The organism is Lentzea sp. NPDC054927 (assembly GCF_053610285.1).
Genome location: NZ_JBSGXZ010000011.1, coordinates 182241 through 196700 on the forward strand (window position 1 = coordinate 182241; position 14460 = coordinate 196700).

Annotated in this window: 15 protein-coding genes; 8 read left to right on the top strand and 7 right to left on the bottom strand. The window is 68.9% G+C overall.

The window, feature by feature from the left end; translation table 11 throughout:
- The first annotated feature begins 46 nt into the window (after window positions 1–46).
- On the top strand, window positions 47–496 hold the full coding sequence (locus ACWGE0_RS19145; protein ID WP_452262222.1) for a MarR family winged helix-turn-helix transcriptional regulator: 450 nt from the start codon (window positions 47–49) through the stop codon (window positions 494–496).
- Here ACWGE0_RS19145 and ACWGE0_RS19150 read toward each other — a convergent pair.
- Window positions 489–1082 carry a maleylpyruvate isomerase family mycothiol-dependent enzyme gene (locus ACWGE0_RS19150; RefSeq protein WP_452262223.1) on the bottom strand — a complete coding sequence of 198 codons (594 nt, stop codon included), beginning with the start codon at window positions 1080–1082 and terminating at the stop codon, window positions 489–491. The genes ACWGE0_RS19145 and ACWGE0_RS19150 overlap by 8 nt on opposite strands.
- A gap of 56 nt (window positions 1083–1138) precedes the next feature.
- On the opposite strand from ACWGE0_RS19150, the gene ACWGE0_RS19155 reads away from it, so the two are divergent.
- Genes ACWGE0_RS19155 through ACWGE0_RS19170 form a run of 4 tightly spaced genes read left to right on the top strand, consistent with a single transcriptional unit; the run spans window position 1139 to window position 3865 of the window.
- Window positions 1139–2077, top strand: coding sequence for an RNA polymerase subunit sigma-70 (locus tag ACWGE0_RS19155; RefSeq protein WP_452262224.1), 939 nt, complete (start codon window positions 1139–1141; stop codon window positions 2075–2077).
- A 9-nt stretch (window positions 2078–2086) separates the two neighbouring features.
- Complete coding sequence (locus ACWGE0_RS19160; RefSeq protein WP_452262225.1) at window positions 2087–2440, top strand: VOC family protein; 354 nt, start codon at window positions 2087–2089, stop codon at window positions 2438–2440.
- Between the two features lie 10 nt (window positions 2441–2450).
- Complete coding sequence (locus tag ACWGE0_RS19165; protein ID WP_452262226.1) at window positions 2451–3017, top strand: GNAT family N-acetyltransferase; 567 nt, start codon at window positions 2451–2453, stop codon at window positions 3015–3017.
- Complete coding sequence (locus tag ACWGE0_RS19170) at window positions 3017–3865, top strand: alpha/beta fold hydrolase (RefSeq protein ID WP_452262227.1); 849 nt, start codon at window positions 3017–3019, stop codon at window positions 3863–3865. Before ACWGE0_RS19165 ends, ACWGE0_RS19170 begins: the two co-directional genes overlap by 1 nt.
- Here the strand turns inward: ACWGE0_RS19170 and ACWGE0_RS19175 are convergent.
- The 4 genes from ACWGE0_RS19175 to ACWGE0_RS19190 form a co-directional block, all read right to left on the bottom strand.
- A complete protein-coding gene (locus ACWGE0_RS19175; RefSeq protein WP_452262228.1) occupies window positions 3815–4360 on the bottom strand; it encodes a hypothetical protein in 546 nt (181 codons plus the stop codon). The genes ACWGE0_RS19170 and ACWGE0_RS19175 overlap by 51 nt on opposite strands.
- Before the next feature lie 104 nt (window positions 4361–4464).
- Window positions 4465–5799, bottom strand: a complete 1335-nt coding sequence (locus ACWGE0_RS19180; protein ID WP_452262229.1) for a ferredoxin reductase family protein — start codon at window positions 5797–5799, stop codon at window positions 4465–4467.
- A 69-nt stretch (window positions 5800–5868) separates the two neighbouring features.
- The gene (locus ACWGE0_RS19185) at window positions 5869–6978 is read right to left on the bottom strand and encodes a glycosyltransferase family 4 protein (protein ID WP_452262230.1); all 1110 of its coding nucleotides are present in this window, start codon (window positions 6976–6978) and stop codon (window positions 5869–5871) included.
- The gene (locus tag ACWGE0_RS19190) at window positions 6951–8108 is read right to left on the bottom strand and encodes a lipopolysaccharide biosynthesis protein (RefSeq protein WP_452262231.1); all 1158 of its coding nucleotides are present in this window, start codon (window positions 8106–8108) and stop codon (window positions 6951–6953) included. Before ACWGE0_RS19190 ends, ACWGE0_RS19185 begins: the two co-directional genes overlap by 28 nt.
- Window positions 8109–8342: 234 nt before the next feature.
- Between ACWGE0_RS19190 and ACWGE0_RS19195 the strand changes: the two genes are divergently transcribed.
- The 3 genes from ACWGE0_RS19195 to ACWGE0_RS19205 are packed head-to-tail and all read left to right on the top strand — an operon-like array spanning window position 8343 to window position 12453.
- Window positions 8343–11066 (top strand): arabinosyltransferase domain-containing protein, encoded by a 2724-nt coding sequence (locus ACWGE0_RS19195; RefSeq protein ID WP_452262232.1) that lies wholly within the window; start codon window positions 8343–8345, stop codon window positions 11064–11066.
- The gene (locus tag ACWGE0_RS19200) at window positions 11063–11566 is read left to right on the top strand and encodes a phosphatase PAP2 family protein (protein WP_452262233.1); all 504 of its coding nucleotides are present in this window, start codon (window positions 11063–11065) and stop codon (window positions 11564–11566) included. The genes ACWGE0_RS19195 and ACWGE0_RS19200 overlap by 4 nt, the downstream gene beginning before the upstream one ends.
- A complete protein-coding gene (locus ACWGE0_RS19205; protein ID WP_452262234.1) occupies window positions 11563–12453 on the top strand; it encodes a decaprenyl-phosphate phosphoribosyltransferase in 891 nt (296 codons plus the stop codon). The genes ACWGE0_RS19200 and ACWGE0_RS19205 overlap by 4 nt, the downstream gene beginning before the upstream one ends.
- Before the next feature lie 57 nt (window positions 12454–12510).
- Here the strand turns inward: ACWGE0_RS19205 and ACWGE0_RS19210 are convergent, their stop codons facing one another.
- Together ACWGE0_RS19210 and ACWGE0_RS19215 are read right to left on the bottom strand one after the other, a co-directional pair.
- Window positions 12511–13155 carry a response regulator gene (locus ACWGE0_RS19210; protein ID WP_452262235.1) on the bottom strand — a complete coding sequence of 215 codons (645 nt, stop codon included), beginning with the start codon at window positions 13153–13155 and terminating at the stop codon, window positions 12511–12513.
- Window positions 13152–14405, bottom strand: coding sequence for a sensor histidine kinase (locus tag ACWGE0_RS19215; RefSeq protein WP_452262236.1), 1254 nt, complete (start codon window positions 14403–14405; stop codon window positions 13152–13154). Before ACWGE0_RS19215 ends, ACWGE0_RS19210 begins: the two co-directional genes overlap by 4 nt.
- Window positions 14406–14460: the final 55 nt, after the last annotated feature.

Below are 14460 nucleotides of genomic sequence, written 5' to 3' on the forward strand. Positions count from 1 at the left end.
CCTTCGATCGTCGAATGATTCGATGGCCGAACTGTAAGCTGGCGGCGTGAGCGAGGCAAGTGACTACGACCTGAGCATGCTGGTGCGCGCTCTGGTGATGGAGTCGAACCGGTTTCTGGAGATCTTCAGCGCTGCTCACGAGCTGCACCCGACCGACATGACAGCCCTGAACCTGATCATGACGGCCCGCTCCCCCATGACCCCCGGATCGCTCGCGAAGGCGCTGAACCTGAGCGCGTCGGCCACCACGTCGGTGCTGGACCGGCTCACGAAGGCCGGTCACGTCGTGCGCGAGCGCGATCCGGACGACCGCCGCCGCGTCGAGCTCCGGGTGCTCTCCGCGGCGACGGCGCTGGCCTCGACGTTCTTCCAGCCGCTGGCCCGTGAGTTCTCCTCGGCCTGGGACGAGATGAGCGACGCGGATCGTCAGGTCGTGGCCCGGTTCCTGGTGGCCACGACCGAGGCGACGGCGCGCGTGCGGGACGAGGTCAGCTGAGCCTTCCCGCCGGGAGGGTGCGTCCGCAGACCACCAGCAGCAGATCCTGCGCCAGCCCCCGGACCGGCGTGCCCTCGCCGAACGTCCAGTCCAGGTCGGTGGCCTCGAGCCGTTTGCGGTCGAGGTCCGCGCCGAAGTACTTGACGTGTCGTGGCGTCACGCCTTCGAGCACGTGTTGGAGGCGTTCCAAGGGCACCTTGCGGTCCACACCGAGCGCGACGGTGATGTCGAGGCCGTGGATGACGTCGTGCGACAGCGCACCCGCCGGGCCGCCCCCAGGTGGCGTCCACGGGTGTTCGGCGTTGTCCCGCAGCGTTCTGACCAGGTCATTCGTGGACAGTGCCGCGGCATCCTTCCTGGCCATGCGGTCGGAGGCGTGGTTGAACCTGCCCGCCGACTTCAGCATCTCCTTGAGCACGCGTGCGGTCGAGCTGCGGTACGGCAGGGTCGTGTGCGCGATCACCTCTTTCACGCGCCAGCCCGCACACAGGCTCGGCGCGTGCCACTGCTCCTCGGTGAGCCCGGCGAGGAGTTCTGCCTGGTCACGCCGTTCCGCCGCCACTGCTCGCAAGATGTCTTCGGTCATGTCCGTACGTACGGACCAGCCCGCGAAAACTCATCGGTCCGCGTAGGGTCTTCTGCGTGATCGAGACGCTGGAGCCGTTCCGGATCGAGCTGAACGGCTACTGCTACCGCATGCTCGGCTCCGGTTTCGAGGCCGAGGACGCCGTGCAGGAGACCCTCGTGCGCGCGTGGAAGGCGTACGACAGCTTCGACTCGTCGCGCGCTTCGCTGCGGACCTGGCTCTACCGCATCGCCACCAACATCTGCATCGACATGCTGCGATCCGCCCAGCGCCGGGCCGTGGCCATTGACCTGGGACCGGCCGGCGGGGAGATCGGCGCGCCCCTGCCCGAACGCGTCTTCGTGCAGCCCGTGCCCGACGCCAAGGTCCTGCCCGAGGACCAGGCGATCCGCCGGGAGACCGTGCGGCTGGCGTTCGTGGCCGCCCTCCAGCACCTGCCACCTCGTCAACGCGCCGTGCTGATCCTGCGCGATGTGCTGGCGTGGAAGGCCTCCGAGGTCGCCACACTGCTGGACATCTCGGTCGCCTCGGGCAACTCCGCCTTGCAGCGGGCGCGGGCGACGTTGCAGACGGTCGATCCCGGAGAGCCGTTGAACCCGGCCGATCCGGTGCAGAAGTCGCTGCTCAGCCGGTATTGCGAGGCGTTCGAACGGCACGATGTGCGGACGCTGGTGGCGCTGCTGCACGAGGACGCGACGATGTCGATGCCGCCGTTCAGCTGGTGGCTGCGGGGTCGTGGGCCGATCTCGGTGGCGTTGAGCGATCCGAACGCGGCGTGCGACGGCGCGTGGCTGGTGCCGGTTCGTGCCAACGCCTCGCCTGCTTACTGGCAGATGCGGCCTGGGATGGAGCAGCCGTTCGGGCTGGTGTTCATCGATGTGCGCGGCGGACTGGTCACCGGCAGCACGACGTTCCTGAACGTGGACGAGTTGCTGCCGATTTTCGGCGCACCGATGAGTTCCCGGCGGCCGTCCCGTACCTCTGTGGACGACTAGGAGGAGTCCATGGCGATCCAGCCCATCATCGTGACCCCGAACCTGCCGCCGGTGCAGGCGTTCTACGAGCAGGTTCTCGGCGCGGTCGAGGTGTTCCGGTATCCGGAGCAGGGGAAGGTGTTCTACAAGACGCTGAAGATCGGCGACGCCGAGCTCGGGCTCGTCGCCGAGCCGGCCGACGTCTCGGTGCCGCCGCGGATCACGTTGAGCATCGGAGTGGATGACGTCGACTCGTTGCTGCCGCTGGTCGAACCCGCGGGCGGACGCGTCCAGGGTCCGTCGAACGACATGCCGTGGGGACAACGCGTCGCGCACATCTTCGATCCGGACGGAAACCCGGTGAACCTCACCCAGGACCTCTAGTCTGGTCTTCGTGATCCGCATCGTTCCGTCGGACGAGGTGCCGTGGGAGGACGTCGAGGCGATCTTCGACGGGTCCGAGCCGGGCAAGTGCCACTGCCAGCGGTACAAGGTCAAGGGCTGGATCTGGCGCGACTCGACGCTCGACGAACGTGTTGCGGCACACGAGGAGCAGTCGGCGCGAGGCAGCGGGCTGGTGGCCTATGTGGACGACCGGCCCGCCGGGTGGGTCGCGGTCGAACCCCGGTGCGACTACGCGAAGTTGCTCAGCATGCCCATTCCGTGGAAGGGGCGTGCCGAGGACAAGGACGACGACGGCGTGTGGGCCGTGACGTGTTTCGTGGTGCGCAAGGGGTTCCGCAAGCAGGGTCTCACCTACGAGCTGGCGGCGGCGACCGTCGGGCACGCGCGCAAGAACGGGGCTCGCGCGGTCGAGGCGTATCCGATGATCGCCGCGCCGGGCCAGAACGTCACGTGGGGCGAGATGCACGTCGGTGCGCGGCAGGTGTTCGAGGAGGCGGGGTTCGTGCAGGTCACGCACCCCACCAAACGACGTTTCGTGATGCGGGTGGACTTCTGATGGACTTCGACGAGATCGTCATCCGCACCGAGCGGCTGGACTTCCCGGCGCTGGCCGCGGGTCACGGACCGATCGTCGTGTGCTGGCACGGCTTTCCCGACCACCCGACGTCGTTCGGGCCGCTCGCCGAACGCCTCATCGCGGCGGGCCGCAGGGTGGTCCTGCCGTTCCTGCGCGGGCACCACCCGTCGACGTTCGAGCAGCTGCCGTTCGGCGACGGGCTCACGCTGGCCGCCGATGCCGCGGCCGTCAACGCGGCGCTGTCGAACGAGCCCCTGGACGTGATCGGGCACGACATCGGAGCCGGGATGGCAGGGCGGCTGGCGGCGGTGTGGCCGGAGCGGGTTCGGCGGGTCATCACGATGTCCGTGCCACCGCCTGCCGCACTGCGGACGATCTTCGACGATCCGGCGCAGCAGCAGCGGTTCTTCTACCTGTTCATGTTCCAGGTGCCCGATGTGGCCGAGGGGCTGCTGAACGACACGTTGATCAGCTACATGTGGCGCACCTGGTCGCCCGGCCTGGAGGTGCCCGACTACGTCCGGGACATGTACGCGGATCCCGCGTTGCGGGCCAACGCTTTGAAGCTGTACCGGGCGAACTTCGACAGGTCACTGCACGATCCCGAGCTCGCTGACCTGGCGAAGATCTCCGAGAAGCCGGCGAAGATCCCCATGCTGGTGCTCGCGGGTGCCGAGGACGGCTGCATCACGCCGGACAAGTACGCCGACGCCGCCACGGCTCTCGCCCCTGGTTCGCGGGTCGAGATCGTGGCGGGCGCCGGGCACTTCCTGCAGCTAGACCGCCCCGACGAGGTCGCGGCGCTGACGCTTGACTGGCTGCGCTGACTTGCGGATCCGGCCCCACGGCTTGAAGACGGACAGGATGTAGGCGAACAGCAGCAACGTCGGCGCGACCACGACCGGGTGCATGATCCCGGACGGGATGACCGCGGTCGGGTCGCCCGCCAGCATCCGCTCACCGATCCGCGCCGCCTCGGCCACGCCCGGCCGCAGCGAGAACGCGATCAGCAGCGACATGCCGACGTTCATGAACAGCTTGATCGCCACCCACCAGTACTTCACGAGCCCGTACTTGCTGGTCACACCGAGCACCACGCCGGAGATCATGCAGACGACGCTGGCGCCGAACATCGGCCAGATCGCGAACATGTCGATCGCCTGGATCGCGACGCCGGCCGTGCTGACGTCCGTTGTGGACAGTGCGACCACGACGAGGATCCCCAGCGCGAGGTCGATGCCGAGCCACGCCGCCGCCGACAGGACGTGCACGAGCAGCACGGCCTTGCGGGCGCGGCCGCTGAGCTTGCGGGTGGTAGTCATCGCGGTGCACTCCTTCTCTCGTGGTGTCGCGTCTTACTCTCGCGACCACGAGCGCCCGCATCATCCGCTCACACTCTGATCTCGCGTACGTCAGATTGCGTACGTCAGGCCAGGCCGAACTTCTCGGCGTGCACCTGTGCATTCGGCACGTTCAGGCTGCGCAGACCGCTCAGCACGGCCGCGGTCATCGCGGGCGGACCGCAGACGTACACGTCGCGGTGCACGACGTCCGGTACCAGCTGGTGCAACGCTCCCGGTTCGAACGGCCGGGCTCCCTGACCGGTCCTGCCGGTCAGCAGGTGCAGTCGCCCACGGCGGGCCTCCACGAGTTGCCGCAGCTCGTTCAGCAGCACGGCATCGCGCTCGTCGCGCACCCGGTAGAGCACGACGAAGTCGCCGGGCGTGTGCTCCTGCAGCAGCGAGCGAATGGGCGTGACCCCCACCCCGCCCGCGATCAGCAGCACGCCCGGCCGAGTCCGGTGCAGCGAGGTGAACGCCCCGTACGGCCCCTCCACGAACACGCGCGACCCGACCTGCAGGTCGCGCAGGCCCGCGCTGCCCTTGCCGACGGCCTTGGCGGTGAGCCGCAGCGTGCGTCCGTCGGGCGCGGCGGACAGCGAGAACGGGTTCGCCAGCCACCAGTGGCGGTGTCCGGGGAACCGCCAGATGCAGAACTGCCCGGCCATGGCGGGCAGCCGGTCGAGGTTGCGGCCGGTCACGTACACCGACACCGCGCTCGGCGACTCCGGCACCACCGCCGCGACCCGGAACTGGTGGCGGGAGTTGAGGATCAGCGGTCGCACGATCCTTCCGACGATCAACGAACCGAAGGCCAACAGCCACAGCGCCCACCAGTAGACCATCGCGAACACCGAGGACTTGAACGTCGTGGTCTCAATCAACTGGTGCACGAACGCCAGCCCCAGCGCCACGTACAGCAACAGGTGCAGGCCGTGCCAGGTCTCGTACTGCAGACGCCGCCGGACAGCCCGAGTCGAGACGACCCCGATCACGACGATGGTGGTGGCCGCGAGCATGCCCAGCAGCGAGGCGGGGACGCCCGCCAGCGCGAGGAACGTCTTCCCCATCGACGCGTTGTCCAGCGTCGCGTACCCGAGGACGACGATCGTCGCGTGCGTGAGCACCGTCCACAGCAGCGTGAAGCCCACCCACCGATGCCACACCGTGAGGCGGTCCATGCCGATGCGGCGGTCCAGCCACGGCAGCCTGGCCACCAGCAGCAGCTGACACATCATGATCAGCGCGGCGTGCAGGCCGAAGAACTTGGCGACGGTGAGGACCTCGTTCTTGCCCTTGCCCGCGGTCAGGAACAGGAACTCGATGATCGCCAAGTTCACGATGACGAACGTCCACAGCGCCAACCGCGCCTGGACGACCGGGGCCAAGCCACTGCGGCGGACGCGCTGGTTCGTCGTCACCTGAGCCACCTCTCACGGCGATGTGGAGCCGGGACAGTATGTCTCGGTTTGCCGTCCGGTGGTGCTCGATCACCCCGCGGGCAAAGCGTGTTTCTCGAAGAGCGCCTCGAACGCGTCGAGCACGGCCGGAACGCTGAACTTCGCCGCCGCCGTGCCATCCGAGACCGGCGGCTCATCACGCAGCGACCGCAGCCCAGCGGTGATGGCGGCCGCGTCGCCAGGGGGAACGATGAGCCCGAAACCGGTTTCCCGCACCGGAATGCGCACGCCGGGCAGGTCGCTCGCCAGCACCGGGACTCCCGCGAGCATGGCGACGACCTGCACGATGCCGAACGCCTCGAAGGCGTTCACCGAGGGCAGCGCGAACACGTCCAGCGAGGCGTAGAAGTCGCCGAGGTCCTCGTCGGGGACGAACCCGAGCAGCTTGATCCGCGGGTCGCCGTCGACGTGCTCCCGCACGCGGGCGATGACACTGCCGCCCGCCACGTTGCCGAAGTCGCCGCCGATCAGCAGCCGCGCGGACGGGTCGTCCAGTGCGCGGAAGCCGTCTACCAGGTGTTCTACGCCCTTCTCCTCCACGATCCGGCCCAGGAACCCGACGTGCAGGCCGTCGCCGTCGCGAAATTTCGGTGTGCCCTCGGGGACCGGGCGGCAGGGTGGCGGCACGGCGGCCATGTGCGGGCGGATCGACGGCCACAGCCTGCTCTCGCGCGCGTAGTCCTCGCTGGTCACCGCCACGGCGGCGGCGCGGCGCATCGCCAGCCGGCTGGACGCGTCGATCACCCTGCCCTGCAGCGTGTTCACCAGGCCGGGCGGCAGGCTGACGTCGCAGTGGTAGGTCACGACGACCGGGCACTTCGCGAGTGCCGCCACCGGGCCGGCCTCGAGCATGGGCAGGTGGAGGTTGAGCACGCGGGCGTTCGCGGAGGCTTCACGCACCATCGTGGCGAACGCCGGGCTGATCACGCCCTTGCCGAACCGGGCGAGCACCGGCGCGCGGCTCACCCGCACACCGTTGATCGTCTCCTCGTGCGGCAGCGACGGGTCGTGCCGGGTGGTGACCACGCGGACGCGTTTCCCGCGCTCGGCGAGCCCCTCCGCGACGTCCCGCGCGAAGTTGGTCAGGCCCGACACGTACGGCGTGTAGTAGGTCAGGGCGATGACGAGGTCGTCGAGCACAGTTCGCTCTCCTGTCGTGGGGAAATGAGCAGGCGGACTCCGGCGAGCCAGCCGACGAGTGATCCGGTGAGGAACGCGATCTCCGCGCGCAGCAACAGGTCCGGGATGAGCGCGAACGTCACCGCCGCCGCCGCGACACCAATGAGCCAGCTCCACGCCACCCGCTTGTGCAGAGCGCCCGCCACCAGGGCCTGGGTGGTCACGATCAACCCGAGATGGGCCACGACGCCGAGTGCGATCAGCGCGATGTCCACTGAGGACACGACGTAGGCGGGCCCGAACACGAGCCGCACCAGCCACGGGCCGATCGTGAACGCGAGGGCAACCCCTGCGGCGCCCACGAGTGCGAGCACGACGGCCAGGCGCGTCACGACCTTGCGCATCGGCTGTCCTGTCATCACCGGCAGCAGTGCTGTCTGCAACGGAACCGCGACGAAGAGCGGGACCCTGGCGAGCAGGAAAGCGGCGAGGAACACGCCGGCCTTGGCGCGTTCGTCCGGCGCGGCGATCGCGGTCACCAGCACCGGGATGCCGTTGAGCAGCAGCTGCGCACAAACAGACCCGACCAGCAACGGTGAGATCGCGCGCGCGATGTCGCGCACGGGTACCACGTTGTCTTCCTGCCACCAGATGGCGGCCAGCACCGGCAGGTGCGCCACCGCGACCGCCGCCACGAGTGTCCACTCGAACTGCGCGCTCGTCGTGGCCCCCAACCACCCGGCGAGCAGCGCGAACACCACGCGCAGGGCGGTGTCGACCACCAGCAGGCCGCCGTGCCAGGCCAGCTTGCCGCTGCCGATCAGCGCGCCCCGCACCAGGAACTGTCCCGCGGACAGGAAGCAGAGCACCGCGACGGCAGGTGACACGAAGACGGCGAACGCGCACTCGACGGCTGCCATGCCGAGCGCGACGACCGCGGCCGAACGCAGCGCGCGAGGACCCAGGCGCGCCAGTTCCTGTTCCACCGGAAGGAAAGCACCGAACCCGACGAGCAGCGCGATCGACCAGAACGCGCCGAAGTCGCTGTACTCCGCGGGTGAGACGTTGCGTGCTACAACCGCGAGATAGGTGTTGACCAGCAGTCCGGACAGGACGACGCACACCCCGACGAAGCTGAGCGCACGAACCATGTGCGGACGATATCGGCCTCGACATGGCGGTTTTCCCATCCGTAACACGAATCCGGGGCATGGCAACGCAGATGTAGCAAAGCGTGGCCCGCTCCGTCTCTCCGCGTAACGGGCGGTGGCTAGCTTCTGACGCCTCGCCCCATCCGAACCCCCCTAGGACAACGGCGCGTGACGACAGAAACGATTCCGCTCGCCCCCGAGACGCCTGAAGCGCCCTCCACCACCGCTGCGCCCGTGCCGAGGAAGAGACGGCTGCTGGCTGTCGCGGTCGTGTCCGGTGCGCTCACCGTGCTGTTGTCGGCGCTGATGCCGCTCGCGCCCGTGACGATCAACGACCCGGCCGTCACCTGGCCGGCGAACGCGTCCGCGCCGCGTTCCACGATGCTCGCGCTGAGCGCCTACCGTCCATTCGAGATGGACGCGCGCTTCGGTTGCGGGGCCATCAGGGCCGCACAGGCCAGTGGTGGCACGGTGTTCGCGACGATCGATCCCGCGGCAGCCGGACAACGCGGTCTCGTCGTCCAGGCCGAGAACGGTCGTCTGCTGATCAGCGGCGTCACCACCCTGGACGAGCCGGTGCCCGCGGGCGACTGCACGTACCAGATCCGCGGCGACCGCGGCGGGCTGAGCATCCTGCGGGACGGCACGGAGATCGGTCGATCCGCGACCATGCCGGACGTGCACGTGCTGGCGACCTCGATCACCAGCCTGAGCAGTCCCGACCTGTCCGTGCGGATTCAGGTGGACGACCAGTTCAGCACCAGCCCCGCACCGCTCAAGATCGCGCTGATGGTGCTGCTCGCACTGGCCGCGGCGACCGCGTTCACCTGTCTCGTCCTGCTGGACCGGCGGGTGCGGCGCGAGCCGGGCCGATTCCGGTTGCGGCTGAGCCCGATCGACCTGGTCGTCCCCGCGATCATGTTGCTCTGGCTGTTCCTGGCGCCGATGTCCGACGACGACGGCTACTACAGCGCGATGGCCAAGAACGTGCCGTTCGAGGGCTATGTCGGCAACTACTACCAGATCCTCAACCAGGGCTTCACACCGTTCTCCTGGTTCTACTACTTCCTGGCCAAATGGCAGGTGTTCGGCTTCGCCCCGGTGGTTCTGCGCATACCGGCACTGCTGTTCGGGCTCGTGACGTGGTTCGCCGCACGTCATTACGTGACGGGGAAGTTCACCGGCAGGTTCAGCGGAATCGTCCTGGGCGCGGCGTTCCTGGTGTGGTGGCTGCCGCTGGACATGGGCGTGCGACCCGAGGGCGTCGTGACGATGTGCGGCATGCTCGCCCTGCTCGCGGTGACGGTCGCGGTCGAACGGCAACGACTGGCGTTGCTGGGCGCGGCCGTCGGCATCGCGGCCATCGGGTTCTTCGCGCACCCCACCGGTTTCACCACCCTCGCGCCGCTGCTGGCCGGCCTGCCGTTCGCGTGGAAGCTCCTGACGAAGGACGCGGGCTGGCGCACGATCGTGGCGAGAACACTCGCGGTGGTCTCCCCCGCCGCGGTCGCGATGATCATGGCGTTCAGCGACGGAACTCTGCGGGATTTCCTGTACGCACAGGAGATCTTCAAGAAGATGGCCGGCTCCGACACCTGGTACACCGAGTTCGCCCGCTGGATGTTCCTGCTCAACCAGGGCGACGCCATGGCGAACTACGCCAAGCGAGCACCGGTGCTGGTGTGCGTCGTCCTGCTCGTCTGGTTCGTCGTGCTGGTCACGGCCGCACGAGCACGCCGCATCGACGTACCGCCACGGCTCGCGCTCGCGGGCTGGTCGACGCTGTTCGCGTTCTTCCTGCTGTGGTTCACCCCCAGCAAGTGGACGCACCACTTCGGCAGCCTCGCCGGGATCGGCTCGGTGTTCCTCGCGCTGATGCTGCTGTCCTCGGTGCCGTTGATCCGTGAGCTGACCAACGACCGCCGCGTGCCGGTACCGGTGCTGCTCGGCGGCGTCGTGAGCGTCGTCGCGATGCTCGGCCTGGCCGGTCACGGCGCCAACCTGTGGCCATACTCGTGGCACCTGGGCCTGCCGTCCGCGGGCGTCCCGCCGCACGTGTCGGTGCTCAAGTTCGACAAGCCCTACTGGTGGTTGCTGCTGATCGCCATCGTGGCATTCGTCCTGTACCGGCGCGGCAAGGGTTCTTACGCCCCGGTCATCGCGATACCGGTCGTGGTCGTGATGTTCTTCGCGGCCACCATCACGTATCTGGTGGGCGGCTTCGCGGTCGCGACCGCGCGCACGCTGGACACGTGGTCGCCGTGGGCGGCGAGCGTCCAGGACCCGCTCGCCGCCCGCTGCGCCGCGGCGGACGCGATCGAGGTGGCGACACCACGACCGCTGGTCCCGTTGCCGGACAAGTGGTTCGCGATCCAGACCGACCAGCTCGCGACCGTCGTCACCGGCAAACCCACGCCCGTCACCTACGAGTACGCGACGTCGAACGCGGAGGTGCTCGGCACCGGCAAGCTCACCGACGGCGTGGACAGCCCGCTGCGCCGCACCCTCGTGCTGCCGCCGGCACCGGCGGGCGCGACGCAGGTACGGCTCACCGGCGAGGGCGAGTTCACCCCGCCCGCCGCGCAGAAGTACCAGCCGCTGCGGGAGTTCCTGCCCCGCGAGGCAGCCGTCGGTGTCGCATGGCAGTTCGCGTTCCTGTTCCCCTGCCAACGCCAGCCACGGGTCCAGAACGGCGTGATCGAACCGATCTCCTACGCGGTGCAGTACGGCAACACGCAGTGGCTCGGCCTGACCGACGCGACCTGGCAACCCGTGCGCGGCGCGTTGTTCGGCGACGTCCTCGCCACACAGGAGGTCACCGCGTTGCCAGTGCGAATGCGGGACTTCCCCGGCGCGTTCCCGATCCAGGTGTACCAGACCAAGCCGCTCCACGAGACCGGTCAGTACACCCTCACCCACGACACCCAGACCCGCATGGGTTGGGAAGGCATCCGATGAGCGATCGTGAAGCCGCGGCATTGATCGCCGTGCAGTCGGCGCTCGCGAAGAAGCCGGTGGTACGTGCGGCCCGCATGCTGTCGTTCTTCGGCGAGCACAGCGCCGGCTGGCTGTTGCTGGGCGTCGCGGGCTGGCTCGTCGACCACCGCCGCCGTCCGGAATGGACAGTCGCGACCACCTCCGTGGTGGCCGCGCACGCAACATCCATCGTGGTGAAACGCGTGGTGCGCCGCAGACGCCCGCACCACGCGGGCGTCATGGTGCTCGCGGGCACTCCGAGCAAGCTGAGCTTCCCGTCGTCACACGCGACCTCCACCACGACCGCCGCGGTCGCCTACGGTGCGCTCACCAACCAGCCGCTGGTGCCGATCCTGGTGCCGCCCATGGTGATCAGCAGGCTGGTGCTGGGCGTGCACTACCCGACCGACGTGCTGGCCGGCGCCGTGCTGGGTGCCGTGGTGGCACGCGGTGTGCGCCGCATCGTGTGGGGTCGTCGATGACCGTGGCGACAGAGACCAGGCCGTCCGTCGTTCGTGGACTGATCAGGACCGCCCGCCCGCACCAGTGGGTGAAGAACGTTCTCGTGCTGGCCGCGCCCTTCGCGTCGAGCAGGATCGCGGAAACGGCCGTGCTGCGCTCGGCAGGGCTGGCGTTCGTGGCGTTCTGCTGCGCCGCCTCGGCCGTGTACCTGGTCAACGACGCGAAGGACGCGGAAGCCGACCGCGCCCACCCGAAGAAGCGAAACCGGCCGATCGCGGCGGGCATCGTGCCCGTCCCGCTCGCCTTCGGCACGGCCGGCGTGCTGATGGCCGCGTCACTGACGATCGGCGCGGTGGCGGGCTGGAAACTCGTCGTGCTCATGGCCGTCTACCTGACGGTCCAGCTCGCCTACTGCTTCGGCCTGAAACACCAGCCGGTGCTCGAACTCTGCGTGGTCGCCTCGGGATTCCTGCTCCGCAGCATCGCGGGCGGGCTGGGCGCGGACATCGCCCCCAGCCAGTGGTTCCTGCTCGTGACCGCCTTCGGGTCGCTGTTCATCGTGGCGGGCAAGCGGTACGCGGAGATCAAGCTCTTCCACGCCACCGGTGCCGCGATCCGCCACTCGCTGACCAAGTACTCCGAGACCTACCTGCGGTTCGTCTGGGCCACCTCGGCCGCGGTCATGAACATGACCTACGGCCTGTGGGCGTTCGAACTGGGCCAGCGCACCGGCAGCCCGTGGGCGGCGCTGTCCATGATCCCGTTCGTCATCGCCGTCCTGCGCTACGCCGTGGACGTCGACAGCGGAAAGGCAGGCGCCCCGGACGATCTGGCCCGCTCCGACCACGTTCTGCAGTCCCTCGGCCTGGCCTGGGTCGCCACCGTGGCCCTGGCCATCTACCTCTGACCCGCAGTGACGCACGTGCCGCCTGATCCGGACAGCGAGCCCGGGAGGTGGTCCAGCTCAGCCTCCCGGTGTGACGATCCCCTGCTCGTAGGCGAACACCACGGCGTGCGTGCGATCGCGCAACCCGAGCTTCGCCAGCACCCGCGAGACGTGCGTCTTCACCGTTGTCTCGCCCAGGAACAGCGCGGCGGCGATCTCCGCGTTGGACGCGCCCTTGGCCAGTTCGACCAGCACCTCGAACTCGCGGTCGGTCAGCGAAGGCGGCCTGGTGCGTTCGCGGGCGGTGCTGAACCGTGCGATCACCCGCCGCGTGACCTCGGGCGACAGCAACGCGTCGCCGCGCGCCACCACCCGCACGGACTCGACGAGGTCCTCCGGCGAGGCGTTCTTCAGCAGGAACCCGCTCGCACCCGCTTGCAGTGCCTCGAACAGGTAGTCCTCGCGGTCGAACGTCGTCAGGATGACCACTCGGGTGCCGTGACCGGCGGACAGGATCTGGCGGGTGGCTTGGAGGCCGTCCATGCGCGGCATCTGGACGTCCATCAGCACGACGTCCGGCCGCAGTGACGCCACGAGTTCGACGGCTTGAGCGCCGTCACCCGCCTCTCCGACCACCTCGATGCCGGGCTCGGTGCCGAGGATGACGCGAAAGCCAGCGCGGACCAGGTCCTGGTCGTCGGCCAGCACAACTCGCAGACTCACACCTTCTCCTCTGTCGGCAGAGATGCACGGACCAGATAGCCCGCGTCTCGCCGTGGTCCTGCTTCCAGCGAACCGCCGTGCACCGCCACGCGTTCGCGCATGCCCACGAGTCCGAAGCCGGCACCGGGCGTGCCGCGGCCACGGCCGTCGTCGGAGATCTCCAATTCCAAAGCGCTGTCCAGGAAACGCATCCGGACGTCGACATGTTGCGCATCGGCGTGTTTGACCACGTTCGTGAGTGCTTCCTGCACGACCCGATACGCCGACAACGCCACTCTGGACGGCACGTCTCGAGGGTCTCCGTACACGCCGTGCGACACGTCCAGCCCCGCAGCGCGGGCGTGGTCGAACAGCTCCGGCAGGTCGTCGAGGCCAGGCGCCGCCCGGAGTTCCTCCTGGGAGTCGGCCCGCAGCACACCGAGCAGGCCGCGCAGTTCGTTGATCGCGGTCCGGGCGGTCTGTTCGACGGTCTGCAACGCGTCGCGCGCCATCGCGGGATCGGAGTCCAGCACCCGGCGCGCGGCACCGGCCTGGATACCCATCACCGACACGTGGTGCGCCACCACGTCGTGCAGGTCGCGGGCGATGCGCATGCGTTCGGCCGCGATGGCGCCGCGGGTGTTCTGCTCCTGCGAGCGTTGCAGCTCCTCGGCCTGCAACTCGAGCTGTGCCTGCCGCCGGGCCGCCGACCACGCCATCTCGCCCACCACATAGGCGAACAGGAAGAAGAAGAGGTTGAACTCGAGTCCGTAGAGGACGGACGCGAGCACCGGATCCATCGGTCCAGCGGCATCCTTGAACTCGCCCCTGGGGCCGAGCAGAGCGCGCACGAGGCTGAACCCGAGCCACAGGAACATCGCGACGATGACGCCGATGCGGGACCAACGCGCCACGACGCGGTTCTGCTCCCACGCGCCGACGGTGAAGATCGCGAGGAACAGGATCGCGGACGGCACCAGCGTGTCGCCGGCCTTGAACCACTGCGCGGCGATGAACAGCGCCGACACCACGAGCATGACCGCCAGCGGATAGCGGCGGCGCACGACCAGGGGCACGGACAGCGCGAGCATCCAGCCGAGCTGCGCGGGCAGATCGGGCGGATCGCTGAAGACGTAGGCGCCCATGCTGTTGACCAGGGTGGTGACCTCGACCGCGCACAACAGCACCAGCACGGCGATGCCGATGTCGCGCCGCCGTTGCGCGGGCGTCGGGCCGGGCCGCCGCCACTCGTTCCACACGGGCTCTTCCACCCGATCACGGTACCCGGAGAGCCTTTTCCATCGGTAATCGAAGCTATTCACCCTC

Coding starts and splice junctions, on each gene's coding strand:
- ACWGE0_RS19190 (WP_452262231.1), bottom strand. CDS start 8,108: ATGGTTCGTGCGCTCAGCTTCGTCGGGGTGTGCGTCGTCCTGTCCGGA.
- ACWGE0_RS19170 (WP_452262227.1), top strand. CDS start 3,017: ATGGACTTCGACGAGATCGTCATCCGCACCGAGCGGCTGGACTTCCCG.
- ACWGE0_RS19175 (WP_452262228.1), bottom strand. CDS start 4,360: ATGACTACCACCCGCAAGCTCAGCGGCCGCGCCCGCAAGGCCGTGCTG.
- ACWGE0_RS19160 (WP_452262225.1), top strand. CDS start 2,087: ATGGCGATCCAGCCCATCATCGTGACCCCGAACCTGCCGCCGGTGCAG.
- ACWGE0_RS19205 (WP_452262234.1), top strand. CDS start 11,563: ATGACCGTGGCGACAGAGACCAGGCCGTCCGTCGTTCGTGGACTGATC.
- ACWGE0_RS19200 (WP_452262233.1), top strand. CDS start 11,063: ATGAGCGATCGTGAAGCCGCGGCATTGATCGCCGTGCAGTCGGCGCTC.
- ACWGE0_RS19150 (WP_452262223.1), bottom strand. CDS start 1,082: ATGACCGAAGACATCTTGCGAGCAGTGGCGGCGGAACGGCGTGACCAG.